This window comes from Clostridium carnis (assembly GCF_054657435.1).
In genome coordinates this window covers 3,022,561-3,044,719 of sequence record NZ_BAAHYS010000001.1, presented here as the reverse complement: position 1 = coordinate 3,044,719, position 22,159 = coordinate 3,022,561, and the positions used below count along the sequence as shown (strand labels likewise).

General features: G+C 28.2%; 20 protein-coding genes and 1 other annotated feature. Of the genes, 17 read left to right on the top strand and 3 right to left on the bottom strand.

Features of this window, described 5'->3' with window-relative positions; genetic code table 11:
* The first annotated feature begins 51 nt into the window (after window positions 1-51).
* Window positions 52-273, top strand: a binding site (T-box leader).
* A 76-nt stretch (window positions 274-349) separates the two neighbouring features.
* The 8 genes from ACYQ1T_RS14910 to ACYQ1T_RS14875 all read left to right on the top strand — a co-directional run bounded on the left by ACYQ1T_RS14910 (window position 350) and on the right by ACYQ1T_RS14875 (window position 10,316).
* Window positions 350-2,989 carry a valine--tRNA ligase gene (locus ACYQ1T_RS14910; protein ID WP_459836283.1) on the top strand — a complete coding sequence of 880 codons (2,640 nt, stop codon included), beginning with the start codon at window positions 350-352 and terminating at the stop codon, window positions 2,987-2,989.
* Between the two features lie 274 nt (window positions 2,990-3,263).
* A complete protein-coding gene (locus tag ACYQ1T_RS14905) occupies window positions 3,264-4,565 on the top strand; it encodes a bifunctional folylpolyglutamate synthase/dihydrofolate synthase (RefSeq protein ID WP_459836281.1) in 1,302 nt (433 codons plus the stop codon).
* Window positions 4,566-4,736: 171 nt separating this feature from the next.
* The gene (gene deoD, locus ACYQ1T_RS14900) at window positions 4,737-5,444 is read left to right on the top strand and encodes a purine-nucleoside phosphorylase (RefSeq protein WP_459836279.1); all 708 of its coding nucleotides are present in this window, start codon (window positions 4,737-4,739) and stop codon (window positions 5,442-5,444) included.
* Window positions 5,445-5,534: 90 nt separating this feature from the next.
* Window positions 5,535-6,476 carry a ribonuclease Z gene (locus ACYQ1T_RS14895; RefSeq protein ID WP_459836277.1) on the top strand — a complete coding sequence of 314 codons (942 nt, stop codon included), beginning with the start codon at window positions 5,535-5,537 and terminating at the stop codon, window positions 6,474-6,476.
* 181 nt (window positions 6,477-6,657) lie between these two features.
* Window positions 6,658-7,644, top strand: coding sequence for an ABC transporter substrate-binding protein (locus ACYQ1T_RS14890; protein WP_459836275.1), 987 nt, complete (start codon window positions 6,658-6,660; stop codon window positions 7,642-7,644).
* Window positions 7,625-8,392, top strand: coding sequence for an ABC transporter permease (locus ACYQ1T_RS14885; protein WP_459836272.1), 768 nt, complete (start codon window positions 7,625-7,627; stop codon window positions 8,390-8,392). Before ACYQ1T_RS14890 ends, ACYQ1T_RS14885 begins: the two co-directional genes overlap by 20 nt.
* On the top strand, window positions 8,385-8,978 hold the full coding sequence (locus ACYQ1T_RS14880) for an ATP-binding cassette domain-containing protein (protein ID WP_459836269.1): 594 nt from the start codon (window positions 8,385-8,387) through the stop codon (window positions 8,976-8,978). The genes ACYQ1T_RS14885 and ACYQ1T_RS14880 overlap by 8 nt, the downstream gene beginning before the upstream one ends.
* A 195-nt stretch (window positions 8,979-9,173) precedes the next feature.
* The gene (locus tag ACYQ1T_RS14875) at window positions 9,174-10,316 is read left to right on the top strand and encodes a DEAD/DEAH box helicase (protein WP_459836267.1); all 1,143 of its coding nucleotides are present in this window, start codon (window positions 9,174-9,176) and stop codon (window positions 10,314-10,316) included.
* 65 nt (window positions 10,317-10,381) lie between these two features.
* Here ACYQ1T_RS14875 and ACYQ1T_RS14870 read toward each other — a convergent pair whose 3' ends face one another.
* A complete protein-coding gene (locus tag ACYQ1T_RS14870; protein WP_459836265.1) occupies window positions 10,382-10,630 on the bottom strand; it encodes a TIGR03905 family TSCPD domain-containing protein in 249 nt (82 codons plus the stop codon).
* A gap of 203 nt (window positions 10,631-10,833) precedes the next feature.
* On the opposite strand from ACYQ1T_RS14870, the gene ACYQ1T_RS14865 reads away from it, so the two are divergent.
* Entirely contained in the window at window positions 10,834-11,712 is an 879-nt protein-coding gene (locus ACYQ1T_RS14865) for a YncE family protein (protein ID WP_459836262.1), read from the top strand.
* Between the two features lie 2 nt (window positions 11,713-11,714).
* On the opposite strand, the gene ACYQ1T_RS14860 is transcribed toward ACYQ1T_RS14865, so the two are convergent.
* Entirely contained in the window at window positions 11,715-12,242 is a 528-nt protein-coding gene (locus ACYQ1T_RS14860; RefSeq protein WP_459836260.1) for a DUF4364 family protein, read from the bottom strand.
* Between the two features lie 127 nt (window positions 12,243-12,369).
* Between ACYQ1T_RS14860 and ACYQ1T_RS14855 the strand changes: the two genes are divergently transcribed.
* Complete coding sequence (locus ACYQ1T_RS14855) at window positions 12,370-13,128, top strand: polysaccharide deacetylase family protein (protein WP_459836258.1); 759 nt, start codon at window positions 12,370-12,372, stop codon at window positions 13,126-13,128.
* Between the two features lie 119 nt (window positions 13,129-13,247).
* On the top strand, window positions 13,248-13,922 hold the full coding sequence (locus ACYQ1T_RS14850; RefSeq protein WP_459836256.1) for a single-stranded DNA-binding protein: 675 nt from the start codon (window positions 13,248-13,250) through the stop codon (window positions 13,920-13,922).
* Between the two features lie 110 nt (window positions 13,923-14,032).
* Here ACYQ1T_RS14850 and dapD read toward each other — a convergent pair whose 3' ends face one another.
* Entirely contained in the window at window positions 14,033-14,746 is a 714-nt protein-coding gene (gene dapD, locus ACYQ1T_RS14845) for a 2,3,4,5-tetrahydropyridine-2,6-dicarboxylate N-acetyltransferase (RefSeq protein WP_459836253.1), read from the bottom strand.
* 223 nt (window positions 14,747-14,969) lie between these two features.
* Here dapD and ACYQ1T_RS14840 point away from each other — a divergent pair, with 223 nt between their 5' ends.
* The 6 genes from ACYQ1T_RS14840 (at window position 14,970) to ACYQ1T_RS14815 (ending at window position 22,113) form a co-directional block, all read left to right on the top strand.
* Window positions 14,970-16,127, top strand: a complete 1,158-nt coding sequence (locus tag ACYQ1T_RS14840) for a pyridoxal phosphate-dependent aminotransferase (protein ID WP_459836251.1) — start codon at window positions 14,970-14,972, stop codon at window positions 16,125-16,127.
* 390 nt (window positions 16,128-16,517) lie between these two features.
* Window positions 16,518-17,435 carry an ABC transporter permease gene (locus ACYQ1T_RS14835; RefSeq protein ID WP_459836249.1) on the top strand — a complete coding sequence of 306 codons (918 nt, stop codon included), beginning with the start codon at window positions 16,518-16,520 and terminating at the stop codon, window positions 17,433-17,435.
* A gap of 15 nt (window positions 17,436-17,450) precedes the next feature.
* A complete protein-coding gene (locus ACYQ1T_RS14830; protein WP_459836247.1) occupies window positions 17,451-18,413 on the top strand; it encodes an ABC transporter permease in 963 nt (320 codons plus the stop codon).
* Between the two features lie 13 nt (window positions 18,414-18,426).
* The gene (locus tag ACYQ1T_RS14825) at window positions 18,427-19,434 is read left to right on the top strand and encodes an ABC transporter ATP-binding protein (protein WP_459836245.1); all 1,008 of its coding nucleotides are present in this window, start codon (window positions 18,427-18,429) and stop codon (window positions 19,432-19,434) included.
* On the top strand, window positions 19,434-20,414 hold the full coding sequence (locus tag ACYQ1T_RS14820; protein ID WP_459836243.1) for an ABC transporter ATP-binding protein: 981 nt from the start codon (window positions 19,434-19,436) through the stop codon (window positions 20,412-20,414). Before ACYQ1T_RS14825 ends, ACYQ1T_RS14820 begins: the two co-directional genes overlap by 1 nt.
* Window positions 20,415-20,469: 55 nt before the next feature.
* A complete protein-coding gene (locus tag ACYQ1T_RS14815; RefSeq protein ID WP_459836240.1) occupies window positions 20,470-22,113 on the top strand; it encodes a peptide ABC transporter substrate-binding protein in 1,644 nt (547 codons plus the stop codon).
* The last annotated feature ends 46 nt before the right edge of the window (window positions 22,114-22,159 follow it).

Genomic DNA, 22,159 nt, shown 5'->3' with positions numbered 1-22,159 from the left:
AATATTGACAAATTAAATAATATATTATAAGATGATTTTACAAAAATATATTTAAAAGCAGTGAAAAAGAGGAGTAGAGAATACAAAGTATTCAGAGAAGAGGGTCTGTGGCTGAGAGCCCTTTATACGGAGTTTCTTGAAGGTAGCTTTTGAGTTTCTTTGCAGAACTTAAGTAAGCAAAGACGGCTTTCTTAGTCGTTATTTATTAAAGAGCCCATAATCAATTTTAAGATAGTGGGAAAAAAGGTGGTACCGCGAGTCTTCGTCCTTTTGTGATGAAGGCTCTTTTTTTATTTCTAAAAAAAGAGATTAAAGTGAGTTTAAAACTTAAAATAAGGAGGAAATACAAATGTCAGAAAAAAAGAATTTATCAACAACTTATGACCCAAAAGAGTTTGAAGAAAGAATATATAAAACTTGGGAAGAAAATAAATACTTTACTCCTAAGGTGGATAAAACTAAAAAACCATTTTCAATAGTTATGCCACCTCCAAATATAACTGGTAAGCTACATCTAGGGCATGCGCTTGATAATACACTTCAAGATATGTTAATAAGATTTAAAAGAATGCAAGGATATTCTACTTTATGGCTTCCAGGACAAGATCATGCAAGTATTGCTACAGAAGTTAAAGTTGAAAATGAGTTGCTAAAGCAAGGTTTAGTTAAAAAAGAAATGGGAAGAGAAGCATTCTTAGAAAAAGTTTGGGAATGGACAGATGAGTATAGAGAAACAATAAGAAAACAGTTAAAGAAAATGGGTGTTTCTTGTGATTTTACAAGAGAAGCATTTACAATGGATGAAAACTTAAATAAAGCAGTAAGACACGTCTTTGTTAAGTTATACAATGAAGGTCTAATATATCAAGGAAACAGAATAACAAACTGGTGTCCAAAATGTACAACTGCTTTATCAGATGCGGAAATAGAGTATGAAGAAAAAGAAGGTAGCTTTTGGCATATAAACTATCCTTTATCAGATGGATCAGGATTTTTAGAAATAGCTACAACAAGACCTGAAACATTACTTGGAGATACTGCTGTTGCTGTTAATCCAAATGATGATAGATTTAAGCATCTTATTGGTAAAACATTAAAGTTACCATTGACAGATAGAGAAATTCCAATAGTTGCAGATGAATATGTTGATATTGAATTTGGAACTGGGGCAGTTAAAATAACACCAGCTCATGATCCTAATGACTATGAAGTAGGTAAGAGACATGGATTAAAAGAAATTAGAGTTATGGATGATCATGGAGTTATTAATGAACTAGGTGGAAAATATCAAGGATTAGATAGATATGAAGCAAGAAAGCAAATGGTTTCTGATCTTAAAGAACAAGGACTATTAGTTAAGGTTAAACCTCATGTTCATAATGTAGGTACACATGATAGATGTGGTACTGTAATAGAACCAATAATATCAAAGCAATGGTATGTAAAGATGGAATCTTTAGCTAAACCTGCTATTGACATTGTAAAAAATAAAGAAACTAAATTTGTACCAGAAAGATTTGAAAAGACTTACTTTAACTGGATGGAAAATATTCAGGATTGGTGTATTTCAAGACAATTATGGTGGGGACATAGAATTCCAGTTTATTACTGTGAATGTGGAGAAATAATAGTTTCAGAAGAAACTCCAAAATGTTGTCCAAAATGTTCATCAGAAAAATTAAGACAAGAAACAGATGTTTTAGATACATGGTTCTCATCTGCTTTATGGCCTTTCTCAACACTTGGATGGCCAAATAAAACAGAAGATTTAGAGTACTTTTATCCAACAAATGTTTTAGTTACTGGATATGATATTATATTCTTCTGGGTTGCTAGAATGGTATTTTCAGGGTTACACAATATGGGAGAAAAGCCATTTGATACGGTGCTAATTCATGGAATAATTAGGGATTCTGAGGGAAGGAAAATGAGCAAATCTCTTGGAAATGGAGTTGATCCTCTTGAAGTTATAGATACTTATGGAGCGGATGCTTTAAGATTTATGTTAGTTACAGGTAATGCTCCAGGAAATGATATAAGATACTTCCCAGAAAGAGTTGAGTCAGCAAGAAACTTTGCTAATAAAATATGGAATGCATCAAGATTTGTTATGATGAATTTAGATAAGGAAATCATGAATAAATATAAAGATGAAACAGAGTATAGCTTAGCAGATAAATGGATATTATCACATCTTAACACATTAGTTAAGGAAGTTACAGAAAATATGGATAAATTTGAACTTGGAATTGCTCTTCAAAAAGTTTATGACTTTATGTGGACTGAATTCTGTGACTGGTATATAGAACTTGTTAAACCTGTTTTCTTTAGTGATGATGAAAAGCAAAAAGGAATAGTATATAATGTATTATACACTGTATTAACAACAGGTCTTAAGTTATTACATCCAGTAATGCCATTTATAACAGAAGAAATATATACTACTTTAACAGATGGAGAATCAATAGCTATATCAAATTGGCCAGAAGTTAAAGATGAATTAACTAATACAATTGCAGAAAAGGATATGGAATTTATAATTGAAGCTATTAAAGCACTAAGAAATGTTAGAGCTGAAATGAATGTACCGCCATCAAGAAAGGCAAAGGTTATTTGCTATATTTCTGAGGAAGCTAAAAATGCATTTACATCAGGAACTGCTTATATAGAAAAATTAGCCTCAGCTTCAGAAGTTGAATTTATAGAAGATAAAACTTTAGTTCCAGAAAATGCTGTATCACTAGTTGTTAAAGGTGGAGAATTATTTATGCCTTTATTAGATTTAGTAGATAAAGAAAAGGAATTAGAAAGATTAAATAAAGAAATGAAAAAGCTTCAAGGTGAAGTAGAGAGAATAGATAAAAAACTTTCAAATCAAGGGTTTGTTTCTAAAGCTCCAGAGGCAGTAATTAATGCTGAAAAAGAAAAGAAAGTAAAATATCAGGAGATGCTTGAAGCAGTTCTAGTAAGAATAGATTCTTTAAAATAATATTTAATTATTAAGCTATAATTGCTATACAACAAAAAGTTATTTAGGCTTAAATAAAAAATATTTATTTTTGAAATAGCAAAGACATTATTATATTTCTATGTTAATATGTATAAAGTAAATATTTAAGATAAAAGAAAAGATAAAAGGCATTAAGGGCTCTAGTTAAAACTAGAGCCCTTAGTGTTTAATATTTAGTAAATATTGAAAATAAGTAAAATATATAATAGTATATCTATATAAATAAAAGTTAAAATACGAGGTAGTAATTTAGATGAAATATGAAGAAGCAATGAAGTATATAAAAGCTATAGGTAATTTTGGATCAAATTATGGTTTAGAAAGAACATTTAGGCTTTTAGATATTTTAGGAAAACCACAGGATAAAATAAAAACAATACATATTGCAGGAACTAATGGAAAAGGTTCAACTACTGCAATGATTACTAAAATTTTATTAGAATCTGGATACAAGGTAGGTATGTACACTTCTCCATTTTTAGAAGAATTTGAAGAGAGGATACAAATTAACGGGTGTAATATACCGAAAGATAAGTTAGCTTCTTTAATAGATGAAGTAAAAGAAGCTGTAGATATAGTCATAAAAGAAGGATATAATCATCCAACAGAATTTGAAATAATAACAGCATTAATGTTTTTATATTTTTATAGAGAAAATGTAGATTTTGCAGTTATTGAAGTTGGATTAGGGGGAAGACTAGATTCTACCAATGTAATAAAACCAATTTTATCAATAATTACATCTATAAGTTATGATCATGTTAATCTTTTAGGAAATTCTTTAAAGGAAATTGCAATAGAAAAAGCTGGTATAATAAAAAAAGATACTCCAGTTGTTATATATCCTCAAGAAAAAGAGGTATATGAGGTAATTAAAGAAAAATGTGTTAAAGAAAATTCTAAGATATATGAAGTTTTAAATAGTGATACTGAGTTAATTGATATAATTAAATGCGAAAAACCATTTCAAAAAGTAAAAGTATTTGGAATGATAAATGAATATATTATAGATTTACCATTACTTGGAGAACATCAAATTATAAATTTAGCAGTATCAATTAAAGCTATAGAAGTGCTAAAAGAAAAACATATGGTAAAAATTTCCAAGGAAATAATTGAAGAATCTCTTCCAAAGGTATCATGGAATGGTAGACTTGAAGTTATGAAAAATAATCCTTTAATAGTAATTGATGGAGCTCATAATATACAAGGAATTAAAAAATTAAGAGAAAATATAGAAAAATATTTTACATATAAAAAGCTATATTTAATATTAGGAATACTAGCAGATAAAGATGTAGAAGAAATGGTTGAAACAATAGTGCCTATTTGTGAAAAAGTATATGCTGTAACACCTAATTCTATTAGAGCAGAGCTAGCTGAAGACTTAAGAGATGTTATTGTAAAATTTAATAAAAATTGTATAGCATATAATAATTATAAAGAGGCTTTAAATTCAGCGTTAAAGGATGCTAATAAAGAAGATTTAATAATTGCATCAGGTTCTCTTTATATGATTGGAGATATAAGGAAGTTAGTTAGAGATATAAAATAAGTAACATAAAGGGTTATAAAAATATTTATAGCTCTTTTGTTTTTATAAATATAAATAATACAATTCATAAATAATAAAAAGTTAATGATATTTAGTCATATATAAGTATTTATTTATTTTAATTAATATGATACTATTCAATTAAGAAAGCAAAAAAAAGGAGGCATATTTATGGCAACACATTTACACATAATGGCTAATGAAGGAGATATAGCAGAAACAGTGCTTCTTCCTGGAGATCCTTTAAGAGCTAAATTTATAGCAGAAACTTATCTTGAAAATCCAGTATGTTATAACACTGTTAGAGGAATGTATGGTTATACTGGTACTTATAAAGGAAAAAGAATATCTATCCAAGGAACAGGTATGGGATTGCCATCACACTCTATATATGTAAACGAATTAATAAGGTTTTATGGAGCAAAAAGATTAATAAGAATAGGTTCAGCGGGATCTATGCATGATGATGTTAATGTTAGAGATATAGTTTTAGCACAAAGTGCTTCTACAAATTCTGGAATAAATAAAAGAAGATTTAAGGGGATGGATTATGCTCCAACGGCTAATTTTGATCTTTTACTACAAGCTTATAATTTAGGTAAGGAAAAAGGTGTAAATATTAAGGTTGGAAATGTACTATCTTCAGACCTTTTTTATGATGACACAGATGTTTCTATAAAACTATGGGCCGATTATGGGTGTTTAGCAGTAGAAATGGAAGCTGCAGAACTTTATACAGTAGCGGCAAAATATGGTGTAGAGGCTTTAGCTATATTAACAATATCAGATCATATTTTTAAGGGAATAGAAACAACTCCAGAAGAGAGACAAGAAAGTTTTACAGATATGATGGAAATAGCTTTAGAATTAGCAAAATAGTATTAAATTTTAGATATATGATATATTAATAATATATTATATATCTTTTTTTATTATAATATTTTATATAAAGTTTAAAAGGAGAAAAGAATGTTAGATATTTGTTTATTAGGTACAGGTGGAGGAATGCCAATGCCATATAGAAATCTTTCAGCTACGCTTTTAAATTATAAAGGAAGGAAAATACTCATAGATTGTGGAGAAGGAACTCAAGTATCTATGAGAATGATAGGTTGGGGATTTAAATCAGTTGATATTATATGTATTACACATTGTCATGGAGATCATATTGTTGGATTACCAGGTCTTTTATCAACTATTGGTAATAGTGGGAGAATAAAGCCATTAACAATTATAGGCCCAAGTGGAATTAATGATGTTATAGATGGGTTAAGAGTTATAATACCATATCTACCATATGAAATAAAAATAATTGAAAATAAGAGAACAATGTATTTTAATGAAAATAAAGAAGGTTTTTTATTAAATAAAGATAATGGCGATTTAATAATTAAAACTATTGAATTAGAACATTCATCTCCATGCATTGGATTTAATTTTTATTTTAAGAGATCTAGAAAATTTGATGTAGAAAAAGCAATTAGGTTAAATGTTCCTAAAATATTATGGAGTAAATTGCAAAGAGAAAAAAGTGTAATTTTAGATAACATAGAATATAAAGATGAAATGGTATTAGGAGAAGAAAGAAAAGGAATAAAGATTTCATTAATTACAGACAGTAGACCATTAGAGAAAATCCCCTTATTTATAGAAAAGAGTGATTTATTTATTTGTGAAGGAACATATGGAGATGACAATGATATAGATAAAGCTGTAAAAAATAAGCATATGACTTTTAGTGAAGCAGGAGATATTGCAAAAAAAGGAAATGTTAAAGAATTGTTATTAACTCATTTTAGTCCTGCTATGTTAGAGCCAGAAAAGTATATAGAAAATTCAAAAGCTAATTTTAACAATACTATACTAGGGACAGATAGATTAATAAAAACTTTAAAATTTTTAGATAATTAGTATATTAAAAACTCTCCATACATAGTTTTATATGGAGTTTTTTCTATGAATGGATTATTTCTTTTAAAAATAGAAAAGTAATATAATTATCTAAATTAATAATGTTTTTAATTTAATAAATTAGTTAAATTATTACAATTGGTGTATAATATAAATAGTTTTAATATATGGAGGGATTTAAGTGAAAAGAACAAAAAAAGTATTAGTAACGGCACTTACACTAGTATTTTCAACTTTATTATTCATAGGGTGTAGAGCTAAAGAATCAAATAAAAAAGAAATTAAAGAAACAACACAGATTAATATAGTAGTACCTAATGGAGTACCAGCAACATCTATTTCAAAGTTAATTAAAGAAAAGAAAAATGAAGAAAACTATAGTATTAATTATACTATAGAAAATACTTCAGAAGTTTTAGCGACTACAGTTATGAAGGGAGAGCCAGATATAGCTATAGTTCCATCAAATTTAGCCGCTCAAGGATATAATAAGGACTTAGGATATAAACTTGTAGGAACTACAGGATTTGGGGCTTTATACTTAATATCAACTGAAGGAAATATATCTATTGAGGATTTAAAAGGAAAGGAAATTTATAATATCGCAAAAGGGCTTACACCAGATATAGTTTTTAGGGCATTATTAAATAAAAATGGAATAAAGGAAGATGAAATTTCTTTAAATTATGTAGGTAGTCCATCAGAACTTGCACCAGCAATATTAGGTGGAAAAGCTAAATATGCAGTAGTACCAGAACCGGTGCTGACAACTATAAAAAGTAAAAATGAAAATGTAACTGTAATAGCAGATTTAAATAAAATGTGGAAGGAAGCTTTTGAAACAAAACAGGGGTTTCCACAAGCATCTATAATTGCAAAAGAATATATTATAAAAAATCATAAAGACTTTTTAAATAAATTTTTAAGTAATGTTTTAGAAAGTATAAATTGGGTAAATTCTAACCCCGAAAAGGCAGCGGAATATTCAGTAGATAATGGATCGAAAGTAGAAAAGGTAATATTAGAAAAGTCAATTAAAAGTAGTAATATACAATTTTCTACTTCAAAAGATAGCAAAGATGAGTATAATAAATATTTTAAAGTGTTAAAGGATCAAAATCCAAAATCAATAGGAGGAGAGATACCAGATGAAAACTTCTTCTATTAAAAGTAGAAGATTAATATTTATATCCCTATTAATTTTAGTAGGAATATGGATGTTATTATCAAATCTTATAGATAACAATATATATTTACCAAAAATTAATGAGGTTATAAATGAGTTAAATACAATTGTATTTAACTCTAGCCTTGTAAAGGATGTAGTCAGTTCTATTTTTAGAGGTTTAGAAAGTTTAATAATTTCATTATTATTAGCCTTACTGTTAGGAGTAGCTTCTTCTTTTAATAAATATATATATAATTTTATTTTTCCTCTTATTGTTATATTGAAATCAATTCCTAATATTGCTTTTATACTAATTGCATTAATTTGGGTTAATAAAGATTATGCACCTTTACTTATTGGTATAGTTGTATCATTTCCTATATTTTATGAGGTAGTACAAAACTCTATTTTAAATATTGAGGAGAATTTATTAGAAATGATAGAAGCTTTTAAAATTGGTTTTAAAGATACGTTATTAAATATACATATTCCTAATATATTTTTTAATATACAAAATATAATTTCATCCACTTTTTCTTTAATTTTAAAGATAGTTATTGCGGGAGAGGTATACGGACAACCAAAATTTGGAATAGGAACTTCCATACAAGGTGAGAAGATGAATTTTAATACAGCTGGAATATTTGCATGGATTATTATAGTTGCTCTTTTATGTTTTTTAATAGATAAGGTAATACTTTATATTGGAGAACAATTAATAAAAGGGAGGAGAGAATTTATTGATTAAATTTGATAATATTAATATAAAATATGGAAATAGAAGTATTTACAATAACTTCTCAATTTCTTTTAAAGAAAAAGAAATAACTTTTATAATGGGGAAAACTGGGGTAGGAAAAACTACATTATTAAAAGAAATAAAGAATAGATTGTTAGAAAATGGTGAGAAGGTAAGTGTTATATTTCAAGAAAGTAGATTAATTCCATGGAAAAGTTTATATAAAAATTTAGAAATAGTATTAATAAAAGAATATAGTAAGGAAGAATGCAATACAAAAATAAATAAGATTTTAAAAGACTTAGAGCTTTTAGATTATAAAAACCTTTATCCGTATCAATTAAGTGGAGGAATGAGGCAAAGAGCTAATATAGCTAGAGGATTATTATATGCGGGAAATATATTTTTAATGGATGAACCTTTTAAAGCATTAGATAAAGAGAGTAAAGACTATGTAATAAAACTTACTTATAACTTTATTAAAGAAAATAAAAAAACAGCAATTATTATAACTCATGATGAAAGTGAAGTAGAAGTTATGAAGGGAAATTTAAAGGTTTTAATTAATGAGCCAGTGAGCATTAAGGAATCATAAAATAATACATCATATCTTAGATAGAAGTATTTGGTCGGTATAAGAGAAAAATACCATAAAGAAAAAGGATGGATAGGAATAGGACATCATTATTATATAAGATACGAATATTAGAATAAAAAATAAATTTTTATAGAATTAATTTTTTATAAAGTATATAATGAAATGTAAACTTGAACAAAAAAGGAGAAAAAAATGAGTAATTTTAAGGAACTTAATTTAAATTCAGATATAGTAGTAGGGTTAGAAAAACAAGGGATTGTTAATCCAACAGAAATTCAAAAAGGAGTAATACCTATTATACTGGAAAATAAAGATGTTATAGGTGAGTCTCATACAGGAAGTGGTAAAACTTTAGCTTATCTTGCACCGTTATTTCAAAAGATAAATGCGGAAAAAAAAGAAATGCAAGTTTTAATTTTAGCACCTACACATGAATTAGTAATGCAAATAGATAATCAAGCTAAATTACTAGCAAAAAATTCTGAAATGAATGTATCATCTTTAGCTGTTATTGGTGATGTAAATATAGAAAAACAAATTAAGAGAATAAAAGAAGCAAAGCCTCATATTATAGTGGGTTCAGCTGGAAGAGTTTTAGATTTAATAAGAAAAAAGAAGATAACTGCTCATACTATAAAAACGATAGTATTAGATGAAGGAGATAACTTATTAGATAAAAACAATTCAAAAGTAATTTTAGATATAATAAAAACAACTATGAGAGATAGACAGTTAATGACTTTTTCAGCAACAATAAGCGAGAATACTCTAAAAATTACAAAAGATATTATGAAAGATCCTGTAATATTTAAAGCAAAAGGGAAACCAGCTTTAAATCCTAACATAACTCATATGTATGTTGAAGGTGATAGAAGAGATAAGTTTGAAATATTAAGAAAATTAATAGCAGCTATTAATCCAGAAAAGTCTATGGTCTTTGTAAATAATAGTACAGAAATAGATATTATAACTAAAAAGCTAAATTATCATGATAAACCAGCTTTTAATATTTCATCACATATATCAAAGGAAGAGAGACAAAAAGCTCTAGATAGCTTCAGGAGTGGAAAGATTAAAATCTTAGTTTCATCTGATCTTTCTGCTAGAGGATTAGATATACCAGATATTACGCATATATTTAATTTAGATTTTCCAGTAAACGCTAATGATTACTTGCATAGAGCAGGTAGAACAGCTAGAGGAGAAGGTGCTGGAGTTGCTATATCAATAGCTACAGGTAAAGATTTAGCAGGAATAAGAGTTTATGAAAGAGAATTTAATATAAAAATACATCCTATGAAGATTTTAAAAGGAAAGTTAATAGATGTAAAATAATAAAAAAGATATATTATTTTGTGAAGTTAAAAATTCAACATAATAATATATCTTTTTTTATTTAATTATGCTCTCAATTTAAGTTCTTCTAGTGCTTTAGATAATTGATCTGGACAAGAAGTATCTTTAGCTCCACACTTTATTCCTTTAAGCTTGTCTATAGCTTCTTCAACTTTCATACCTTTTACAAGACTAGCAATTCCAAATAAATTACCAGGACATCCTTTAATAAATTCAACACTTTTAATTGTATCATTTTCTACATCCACATGTATTTCTGTAGAACAAACCCCTTTTGTTTTATAAATAAACATATACACTACCTCCAATAAAATATCAATTACTATTATATATTTATATAAATAATAATAAAAGAGTAAATGTGGAAATTTGCTTTAAAAGATAAAAATGTGTCCCATTTTATAAAATAGATCATATATTATAAGTACGTATAAATTATTTTAGAATAATATTTGTATGTATTTATAATAAGGTTTTTCATAAAGGGGGTGCAAAAATGAATTCAATTATTGTTTGTAACACTGGCAGTGATTCTCTTTCAAAAGTAAATATATCAGACTTTTCAGCTGAAAATTTGACCTTGAGCTTAGGTGAAAAACCAATTGGACCACATGAAATTCATGTGAAAAAAAATATTATATATACGGCTAATAACTATAATAATACAATTTCTGTTATTGATGGAGAAAAGTTTAAAGAAAAAAGTAGTATTTATATAGGACCATATCCAAATGATTTAGTATCATATAAAGATAATTTATATATAGCATGTGCAGAGGCTAATACTGTTATAGTATATGATATAAAAGAACAAAGAATTGGATTTGAAATAGCTATTGATAGATGGCCACATAATATTGAAGTTTGTAATAAAAATGGACTAATATTTGTTTCAAACTTAGAAAGTGATAGTGTATGTGTTATAGATGGAGTTAATAATAAGGTTATTAAAAGATTAAAGACCTTTGAATATCCAACTAAAATAAAAATATCAAAAGATAAAAGTATGCTTTATGTATGTGAGAGTTACATGGGGGAAGATACAGGCGGATATATTGAAATTTTTTCATTAAAAACATTAGAATCAATAAAGAGAATAAAAGTAGGAAATTCTCCAGTTGATATATGTGATGATGGTAATAGTTTATTTATATCTAATTTTAGTGATGGTACAATAAGTAAAATTTCAAAAAAGCTTTTTGAAGAAGTAAATAAAATATATGTAGGTGGTATGCCAAAGGGAATAGTTAAATATAAGGATAGAATATTTATATCAGATTATTTAAGGGGGAAATTAGTTATATTTGATTTGCTAAAAGAAGAAAAAAAAGTCATAACAATAGGAAAAGAACCTAATGCTATGACTTTATATTAGCTTTAATCATTAAAAAGTGAGTTCATTATTTTAGTATAAATATCTGATGGGTTTTCCTTCCATCTACTGCATAATGATACAGCTTGCTTTTTAGATGGAACTGAAACCTTAAGATCTATTAATAAGTTTTCATCTTCTAATGCTTGTAAATCTACAATGAAAGTATCGTCTCTACCAAGAGTATAATCACTATGAATAGTAAGCTCTTTTTTTATAGAATCCATCATTGATAGAAGGTAATCATCGATTATCTTCTTTTTTATTGGTGTAATTCTATCAGTGAAAAATGAAAGAACATTAGAACCCTTATCAGTTATATGAATAAGATTTTTATCATTTATAACATCGTATTTTAAAAAATCAGATGATATAAGTTCACTTATATATTGTTGAAGAGTAAAATAATTTATAAAATTATTCTCTAATATTATTTCTGTTAACTGTGTATTAGTTATTGGATGTTTTAAAGATTTTATTACATATAAAACTAGCAATTTGTTTTCTGCTAATTCGGCTGAGTTTTCGTACATTTTAAACCTCCATCTTAGAAAGTATCTATTTAATTATATCATAAATTTATCAAAGTGGAATATTGTAGTCATTAATATTATTTTAAAAGAATATAAATTAGTATTATCAATTGTGAGAGGTTTAGTTTTGAAAAGAAGATATCGTGTAATCACATCAGTTATATTATTAATTTCTTTAGTAACATCTTCTATTTTGCTAAGAGATAAATATCAAAAAGTGTCTGCTGATATTACTGAAGAAGGACCAATTTATAGAGTTCAAAGAGAGGATAAAGCTATTTCACTAACTTTTGATATAAATTGGGCAGAAAATGATGAACTTTACAGCATATTAGAAGTACTTGATAAATATAATGTAAAGGCAACTTTCTTTATAATGGGAGGATGGGTTAACTATAGTGATGATAACAGAGAAAAACTAAAAAAAATAAATGAAGGAGGTCATGAGATAGGTAATCATAGCTATATACATCCTATGTTTACCAAAATAAGTGAAGAAAGAATAAAAAGTGAACTAGATAAGACAGATAAGATAATAGAGGAAACAATAGGAGTAAAGCCAAATGTATTTAGATTTCCAAGTGGAGACTATAATAATAATTCATATAAAATAGTTTCAAATTATGGATATAAGTGTATACAATGGGATGTAGATTCTGTAGATTGGAAACAGAAAGGGGCAGAAATAGAATATGAAAGAGTAATGAAAAAGGTAAAGCCAGGGTCTATATTACTTTTTCATAATAATGCAAAATATACTCCTGGAAATTTAGATAGGATAATTAAAGAACTTCAAGATAATGGCTATGTATTTCTTAAAGTAGGAGAAATATTATATCCTGATAATTATATTATTGATGATCAAGGAGAACAGAGAAAAAAATAAATCTTCAAAAAATATTGAAAAATGATGATATTATGTATTATAATGGAAATGTATCCAGTGGGGTTAGAAAAAATATGCAATCGATTAAAATTAATTACTAAGGGAGAGAGGGGTTAGTGATGGACAACTTGATGTTAAATAACAAGATTTATTTAGAGGGAAAAGTAATATCTGAATTAGAATTCAGTCATGAAATGTATGGGGAAGGGTTTTATACATTTTCAATTGAAGTAATGAGATTAAGTGATTCAGTAGATGTTTTAAACATAACTGTTTCAGAAAGATTAATTGCTAACATGGATTTATCAATAGGAAAGGAAATAATTGTAGAGGGACAATTAAGATCCTATAATAAATTTGTAGATGGTTCTAATAAGTTAATATTAACTGTTTTTGCAAGAAATATAGAACCTTGTATTGAAAGAAGTAAAAATCCAAATGAAATTTTCTTAGATGGATATATATGCAAGGAGCCTGTTTATAGAACAACTCCATTTGGAAGAGAAATTGCGGATGTTTTATTAGCTGTAAATAGAGCTTATAACAAATCAGATTATATTCCGACTATAGCTTGGGGTAGGAATTCAAGATTCTGTCAAAGCCTAGAAGTTGGAGATAATATTAGGGTTTGGGGTAGACTTCAAAGTAGAGAATATCAAAAGAAGGTTAGTGAAACTGATGTTATAAAGAAGATCGCTTATGAAGTTTCAGTATCAAAAATGGAAAGAGTTCAAGAAGAAGAACGTATTGATACAGATATAGAAAGTAATGTAAGCGAAGAAGGAGTAATGTAATAAGTTACTTATAATATTTAAAAGGATTATATTAAAAGTTTGTACTTGCTGGAAATAAAAAGAGGATGTCTTAAATTAGATTGAGACATCCTCTTTATATCTTTATGTAATTATCTCCTAAGATCGTCTAAAAGTTTGGTTTTATCCTTAGTTTTTTCATCTACATACTTTACTATTTTGGCAGGACTTCCAGCAACTACTACACCAGAAGGGATATCAGATACAACAACAGAACCAGCAGCAACAACAGAACCGGATCCGATTTTCACGCCTTCTAGAATAACTGCATTTGCACCAATCATGACATCATCACCAATTTCACAAGGTGATTTACTAGGTGGCTCTAAGACACCAGCAACAACAGCTCCAGCACCAAGATGAACCCTTTTACCAAGTTTGCCTCTTGCTCCTATAACAGCATTCATATCAACCATAGTTCCTTCACCTATTTCAGCTCCAATATTAATTACAGCACCCATCATTATAACTGCATTTTTACCTATAGAAACTCTATCTCTAATTATAGCACCAGGCTCAATTCTAGCATCTACCTCTAAAAGATTTAAAGTTGGAAGTGCTGAATTTCTTCTATCATTTTCAACTCTAAAATGTTTAATTAAATGTTTATTATCTAGGATAACTTTGCTTATAGGATCAGATTCGCCATAAATAATATAAAATCCATTATTTCCATACCATTCTAAAGTTCCCATTTCAGCTTCACTTAAATCACCATTTACATATACTTTAACTGGTGTAGTTTTTTTAGAATCCTTAATAAATTTGGCTATTTCATAAGGATCAGTTAAATTTTCATAATTCATATTATCACCCTTTCTATAGTTTATAGTTATTGAATGTAGAAATTATAACAATAAGTTACATGTATATCAATAGAAAACAAGTAAAAAAATAACAAAATAAACTTTACATTTGATTTTAATATACATATAATGTAAAATTATTAAAAGAATATGATGTTAATTATTTAATTAAAGAGAATAAAAGTAAGTTATAAACTTTTTAAATATTATGGGGGCTATTTATATGAATAAAAGGGTAGAAGAAATTGAGATATCAGGAATAAGGAAATTTTTTAATAAAGTAAGGAAAGTAGAGGGGGCAATTTCATTAACACTTGGTCAGCCAGATTTTAAATGTCCTAAAAGAATTAAAGAAGCAATGATAAAAGCAATTGAAAATGATAAAACAACTTATACTGAAAATGAGGGGATTTTAGAACTTAGAGAAGAAATTTCTAAGAATCTACAAAAAAATAACATTAATTATGATAGTAGTGAGATATGTATTACAGTTGGTGGAAGTGAAGGATTATACTCTACTTTTTCTGCAATTATAAATAGTGGTGATAAAATATTAGTTCCAACACCTGGATATCCAGCTTATGAAAGTATATGCAAAATATTAGGTGGAGAATTAATATTTTATGAATTAGAAAATGGGTTTATATTAAATACAGAAAAAATAAAGGAGGCTATATTAAGAGAAAAAATAAAGATATTAGTTTTATCTTTTCCATCTAATCCAACTGGAGCAATATTGAATAGTAGAGAAAAAGACGAGCTTGTTAGCATAATTAAGGAAACAGGAGTAATAGTAATTACAGATGAAATATACTCATCTATATGTTATAAAGATTATGTAAGTGTTGCTCAAAATATTGAAATTAAGAATAATATAATATATATAAGTGGATTCTCAAAAATGTTTTCGGTAACTGGACTTAGAGTTGGTTTTGTAGCGTGTGCTAATATATATATGAAAGAAATTATGAAAGTTCATCAATATAATGTTTCCTGTGCAACATCATTAGCACAGTATGGAGTATTGGAAGGATTAAAATATTGTAGTGAAGATGTTGAAAATATGAAGAGAATACTAAAGAAAAGAAGAGAGTATGTAGTTAATAGAATTAGAAAGATAGGATTAGAAGTTAATAACCCAGAAGGTGCATTTTATGTCTTTCCATCTATTAAAAAGTTAAATATAAGTTCAGAAGAATTTTGTTATGGTTTATTAAAAGAAAGTAAGGTGGCTTGTGTTCCAGGTAATGCATTTGGAGTAGGGGGAGAAGGTTATTTTAGAATATCATATTGTTACTCTATTGAAGAATTAAAGGAAGCTTTAGATAAAATAGAGTTATATATTGAAAGTTTAAGAAGTAGAAAAAATGATGAAGCTTAGATATATTATGTATCTAAGCCTTTTTGTTATTGTAAAAATGTTAAATATAGATGTTTTTCTAATACGGACAAATTCGAAATTCTGTCCGTAAATAAAAAATATATATAATTATAAGATAATAATAAAAAAATTAATTAATAATAATTAGAAAAATGAAGGTATTGCAATTTGACTTGCATAGAATGGGACAAAATGGGAGTGTAAGCGTTTTCTTGAGGACAAGTGTATTTTTAATGATTTGAGAAAAATAATAAAATATTATTGATATTTTATTAAAATAGAGAATATATATTTATTAAAGTTCGTTGACAAATTTCATAAAATAAATATAATTAATAATATCTACAAATTGTAAGATAGTGTAGAACGATGAATGGGGGTTGAAAACAAATGGTAAAGTATATAGGAAAAAGAATGTTAACTAGTATAATTACAGTTTGGGCTGTTGTAACTATAGTATTCTTTTTAGTGAGATTAATGCCAGGTGGTCCATTTGATGGGGAGAAAATTACACCTGAAATGAAAGCTCAATTAAACGAAAAATATGGTTTGGATAAGCCAGTTGGAGAACAATATACATTATATATGAAAAACTTACTTAAAGGAGACTTTGGTAAGTCAATGAAATATAAAGGAAGAGAAGTGCTTGATACTATTAAAAGTGGTTTTCCTAAATCAGCAAAAGTAGGAATGGTTGCTATATTAGCTTCTGTAATACTTGGAATTATATTAGGAGTAATAGCAGCATTAAATGCTGATAAATGGCCAGATAGAATTTGTATGATACTGGCTACTTTGGGAATAACAATTCCAAGCTTTGTAATTGGGTCATTATTAATATTTATCTTCACTATAAATCTAAAAATTTTACCTGCCACTGGGCTTAGTACACCAAAGCATTATATAATGCCAGTTATAGCATTATCAGGAAGCTCTATGGCCTTTATAACAAGATTAACAAGAAGTAAGTTAATTGACGTATTAAAATCAGATTATATAAGAACAGCAAAAGCAAAAGGATTAAGTGGAAAAACAATAATATTCAAACATGCATTAAGAAATTCACTTATACCAGTTGTAACTTATTTAGGACCACTAGTTGCTGGTGTTCTAACAGGTTCTTTTGTTATAGAAAAAATATTTGCGATTCCTGGATTAGGTAATGAATTTACATTATCAATAACAAATAGAGACTATACTTCATTATTAGGAGTAACTGCATTCTATTGTACATTAATAGTTGTATGTAATTTATTAGTTGATATTGTATATGTATTAATAGATCCAAGAATTAAACTAGAAGGCTAAAAGGGGGTAACTAAAATGAGCGAAATTAATTTAAAAGATATAGAGTTAGATAAAAGTTTATTTACTCCTTTAAGTGAAGAGGAAAAAAAATTTGAACAAGTAGTAAGACCAAGTATAGGATATTGGCAAGATGCATGGAGAAGACTAAAGTCTAATAAAGTAGCTTTATTTTCTTTATTAATGATAATTGTAATTATATTATTTGCAATATTTGGACCTATTGTAATGGAGAAGACTTTTGGACTTACTTATTATGATACAAATCTTTCAGGTACAGATATAAGACCAAATGGAAAGCATTGGTTTGGTACAGATAACTTAGGAAGAGACTTATTTGTAAGAGTTATGTACGGTGCTAGATATTCATTAATTATAGCAGCCGCTGCATCAGTTATAAATTTATTTATTGGAGTTTTATATGGTGGAATAGCAGGATTTTTAGGTGGAAGAATAGATAACATTATGATGAGAATAGTTGATGTTTTATATTCTATTCCAACTACTATATATGTAATTATTTTAATGGCTACATTTAAAACTGAAGGATCTACAGGATTAACTACTATAATTCTAGCAATGGCTATTTCATATTGGGTTGGTATGGCTAGAATAGTAAGAGGAGATATACTTCAATTAAAACAACAAGAGTTTGTTCTAGCTGCAAAAACACTTGGAGCATCAAAAACTAGAATTTTATTAAGACATTTAATTCCTAATTGTATGGGATCAATTTTAGTTACTATGACTTTATTTGTTCCACAAGCAATATTTACAGAAGCATTTTTAAGCTACATTGGTTTAGGTATAAATGCTCCACTTGCTTCACTTGGAACGTTAGCAAATGATGCTAGTGGATTACTTACTACAGCACCATATCAATTACTATTCCCAGCAACTATGATTTGTTTGATTATATTATCATTTAATCTGCTAGGTGATGGTTTAACAGAAGCTTTAGATCCTAAGCATAAGAGATAGGAGGAAATGACGGATGAGTAAATTATTAGAAATTAAGAATTTGAAAACCTCCTTTAGAACACATATAGGTGATGTTCAAGCTGTAAGAGGTGTATCATTTCATCTTGATAAAGGTGAAGCATTAGGTATTGTTGGAGAATCAGGTTGTGGTAAATCAGTTACAATGATGTCTATAATGAGATTATTAGGTGAAAATGGGATAATTAATGCTGAAAGCATAATGTTTAATGAAAAAGATATTACAAATCCTAAAGAAAAGGATATGCAAAATATAAGAGGTAATGAAATGGCAATGATCTTCCAAGATCCAATGACATCTTTAAACCCTCTATTTACTGTAGGAGATCAATTAACTGAACATTTAATAAAACATAAGAAAATTTCAAAAAAAGAAGCAAAAGAAACTGCAATAAAAATGTTAGATATGGTTGGAATACCAAGTCCAGAAAAGAGAATGAAACAATATCCTCATGAATTTTCAGGTGGTATGAGACAAAGAGTTATGATAGCAATGAGCTTAATTTGTGAACCAAAATTAATTATTGCAGATGAGCCAACTACAGCTCTAGATGTTACTATACAAGCTCAAATACTTGATTTAATGAAAAGTTTAAAAGATAAGTTAAATACTTCAATAATATTAATAACTCATGATCTTGGAGTTGTAGCAGATCTTTGTTCAAGAATAAATGTTATGTATGGGGGTATAATAGTAGAAGAAGGATCTGCGGAAGATATCTTCTACAATGGAAAACATCCTTATACATGGGGACTTTTAAATAGTGTTCCAAACCCTAAAAGTGAATTAAAAGAAAAACTTGTACCAATTGAAGGTCAACCACCAGATTTGTTAAAACCACCAGTTGGTTGCCCATTTGCAGCAAGATGTAAATATGCAATGAAGGTTTGTATAGAAAAACAACCGCCACTATTTAAAGTATCTAATGGTCATAAAGCAGCATGTTGGTTATGTCACGAAAATGCACCAAAGGTAGAGTCACCAATAAGGAGGGAAGAATAATGGAAAATAAAAATGATGTTATTTTAGAGGTTAAAAACCTTTGTAAGTACTTCCCTGTAAACAAAGGATTATTCGCAAAAAAAAGCTTTGTAAAAGCGGTTGACAATGTATCTTTTTCTATAAAAAGAGGAGAAACATTAGGATTAGTAGGTGAATCAGGTTGTGGTAAAACTACGACTGGAAGAACTATATTAAAGTTATATGAACCAACTTCAGGGGAAATTATATTTAATGGAGAGAATATAACAAACTTTAGTGAAAAGAAGATGGTATCTTTAAGAAAGAATATGCAAATGATATTCCAAGATCCATATGCCTCTTTAAACCCAAGAATGACTGTAGGGGATATTATTGGCGAAGCTATTGATATTCATGGTTTATATAAAGGCGATGAAAGAATAGAAAGAATAAGATTTCTTTTAGACAAAGTTGGCTTAAATGGTAGCCATATAAATAGATATGCTCATGAGTTTTCAGGTGGTCAAAGACAAAGAATAGGTATAGCAAGAGCTCTTGCTGTTCAACCAGATTTTATTGTATGTGATGAACCTATTTCAGCACTTGATGTTTCAATTCAAGCTCAAGTTATTAATATGTTAGAAGAACTTCAAGAAGAATTTGGTTTAACATATTTATTTATAGCTCATGATTTATCAATGGTTAAGCATATATCTACACATATTGGGGTTATGTATTTAGGAAGAATGGTTGAAAAAGGACCTGCTGATGATGTTTATTTAAAGCCTAAACATCCATATACTAAGGCATTACTTTCAGCAGTACCAATTCCAGATCCAAATGTTGCTAAGGCAAATAAAAGAATTGTTTTAGAAGGTGATATTCCATCACCTATAGATCCACCACCAGGATGTAGATTTAAAGGAAGATGCCAATTCGCAAAACCAATTTGCGGAGAAGTAGATCCAGAACTGAAAGAAGTTGAACCAGGTCACTTTGTAGCGTGTCATTTATTTGAATAGCTATATCTATTGCAATAGCAAATAAGATAAATAATTTATTAAGGGGGAAATAACAATGAAAAGCAGTAAGCTTAAAAAGATTTGTGCAGTGGCACTAACACTAGCGTTAGGAATGTCTGTATTAGCAGGTTGTGGAAATAAATCTGCAGCTGAAGGACAAAAGCTAGTTTATAATTTAGGGGAAGATCCTGAAACAATTGATCCAACATTAAATAATTCATCAGGAGCAGGTACTATTATATCAAATGCTTTTGAAGGTTTAATGAAGCTTGACAAAAATGAAAAGGCAATTCCAGGAATTGCAGAAAAAATGACTGTATCAGATGATAAGTTAGTTTATACTTTCAACTTAAGAAAGGATGCAAAGTGGTCTGATGGAGAACCAGTTACAGCTAAAAACTTTGAATATTCATGGGTAAGAGCTTTAGCTAAAGAAACAGCAGCAGTATATGCATATCAATTATTCTACATTAAGAATGCAGAAAAATTCCATAATGGAGAAGCTAAAAAAGAAGATTTAGGAATTAAAGTTGTTGATGATAATACTTTAGAAATAACTTTAGAATCACCAACTGCTTACTTCCCAGAATTAACTACTTTTGCAACATATATGCCATTAAGAGAAGATATAGTTTCAGCTAATCCAGAAGGATGGGCAACTAAGGCAGATACTTATATTTCTAATGGACCTTTCAAGTTAATTCAATGGGATATGAAAGACCAATTAGTATTTGAAAAGAATGAAAACTATTGGAATAAAGATGCAGTGAAATTATCAAGTTTAGTTTATAAATTAGTTACTGATCAAAATACTGCATATGCTTCATTAAAATCAGGTGACTTTGATATGGTTGATACAGTTCCACCAGCAGAAATTGCTAATGGTCAAAAGGAAGGATTAGTTACAATTTATCCTAACCTTGCAAACTACTTTATAGCTTTCAATGTTGGTAAGAATAAAGGTTTATCTCCAGAAGTTCAAAAAGCTTTAGAAAACAAAAAAGTTAGAAGAGCTTTAGCAATTGCTATTGATAGAAAAGCAATCGTTGAAAATGTTACTAAAGCGGCTCAAATTCCTGCGTATAGCTTTGTGCCAAAGGGAATTTTAGATTCAAAGGGTAATGACTTTGCTAATAAAGAATACTATGATGCAAATAAAGCTAATATAGAAGAAGCTAAGAAATTATTAGCAGAAGCTGGATATCCAAATGGGGAAGGTCTTCCAACACTTGAATTTATGTATAATTCAGAAGGATCACATAAGGATATTGCTCAAGTTATTCAACAAGATTGGGCTAAAATAGGTGTTAAAACTGAATTAACTAACCAAGAATGGAAAGTATTCTTAAAAACTAGACAAAATGGTGAATATCAAGTTGCTAGACATGGTTGGTCAGCAGATTATGTTGATCCAATGACATTCTTAGATATGTGGGTAACTAACGGCGGAAACAATGACGTTGGATTCTCAAATGCTGAATATGATAAATTAATAAAAGATGCTAGAGCAGAAGCAGACGAAGCTAAGAGATTTGAAATGTTAAAGAAAGCTGAAGATATATTAATGGATGAAATGCCAATAGTACCACTTTACTACTATACTAAAGTTAAGGGTGCAAAACCAGAAGTTAAGGGTGTTAGAGTTTCAACTCTAGGTCAAGTATACTTCGATGAAGCTTATTTAGAAGGTGCTAAATAATTTTAAATAAAAAGAGAGCTAATTAGCTCTCTTTTTTGCTTTTAAT

Coding starts and splice junctions, on each gene's coding strand:
- ACYQ1T_RS14895 (WP_459836277.1), top strand. CDS start 5,535: ATGTTAGATATTTGTTTATTAGGTACAGGTGGAGGAATGCCAATGCCA.
- ACYQ1T_RS14825 (WP_459836245.1), top strand. CDS start 18,427: ATGAGTAAATTATTAGAAATTAAGAATTTGAAAACCTCCTTTAGAACA.
- dapD (WP_459836253.1), bottom strand. CDS start 14,746: ATGAATTATGAAAATTTAACTGATCCTTATGAAATAGCCAAATTTATT.
- ACYQ1T_RS14860 (WP_459836260.1), bottom strand. CDS start 12,242: ATGTACGAAAACTCAGCCGAATTAGCAGAAAACAAATTGCTAGTTTTA.
- deoD (WP_459836279.1), top strand. CDS start 4,737: ATGGCAACACATTTACACATAATGGCTAATGAAGGAGATATAGCAGAA.
- ACYQ1T_RS14870 (WP_459836265.1), bottom strand. CDS start 10,630: ATGTTTATTTATAAAACAAAAGGGGTTTGTTCTACAGAAATACATGTG.
- ACYQ1T_RS14835 (WP_459836249.1), top strand. CDS start 16,518: ATGGTAAAGTATATAGGAAAAAGAATGTTAACTAGTATAATTACAGTT.
- ACYQ1T_RS14910 (WP_459836283.1), top strand. CDS start 350: ATGTCAGAAAAAAAGAATTTATCAACAACTTATGACCCAAAAGAGTTT.
- ACYQ1T_RS14905 (WP_459836281.1), top strand. CDS start 3,264: ATGAAATATGAAGAAGCAATGAAGTATATAAAAGCTATAGGTAATTTT.
- ACYQ1T_RS14885 (WP_459836272.1), top strand. CDS start 7,625: ATGAAAACTTCTTCTATTAAAAGTAGAAGATTAATATTTATATCCCTA.
- ACYQ1T_RS14820 (WP_459836243.1), top strand. CDS start 19,434: ATGGAAAATAAAAATGATGTTATTTTAGAGGTTAAAAACCTTTGTAAG.
- ACYQ1T_RS14850 (WP_459836256.1), top strand. CDS start 13,248: ATGGACAACTTGATGTTAAATAACAAGATTTATTTAGAGGGAAAAGTA.
- ACYQ1T_RS14875 (WP_459836267.1), top strand. CDS start 9,174: ATGAGTAATTTTAAGGAACTTAATTTAAATTCAGATATAGTAGTAGGG.
- ACYQ1T_RS14830 (WP_459836247.1), top strand. CDS start 17,451: ATGAGCGAAATTAATTTAAAAGATATAGAGTTAGATAAAAGTTTATTT.
- ACYQ1T_RS14840 (WP_459836251.1), top strand. CDS start 14,970: ATGAATAAAAGGGTAGAAGAAATTGAGATATCAGGAATAAGGAAATTT.
- ACYQ1T_RS14865 (WP_459836262.1), top strand. CDS start 10,834: ATGAATTCAATTATTGTTTGTAACACTGGCAGTGATTCTCTTTCAAAA.
- ACYQ1T_RS14815 (WP_459836240.1), top strand. CDS start 20,470: ATGAAAAGCAGTAAGCTTAAAAAGATTTGTGCAGTGGCACTAACACTA.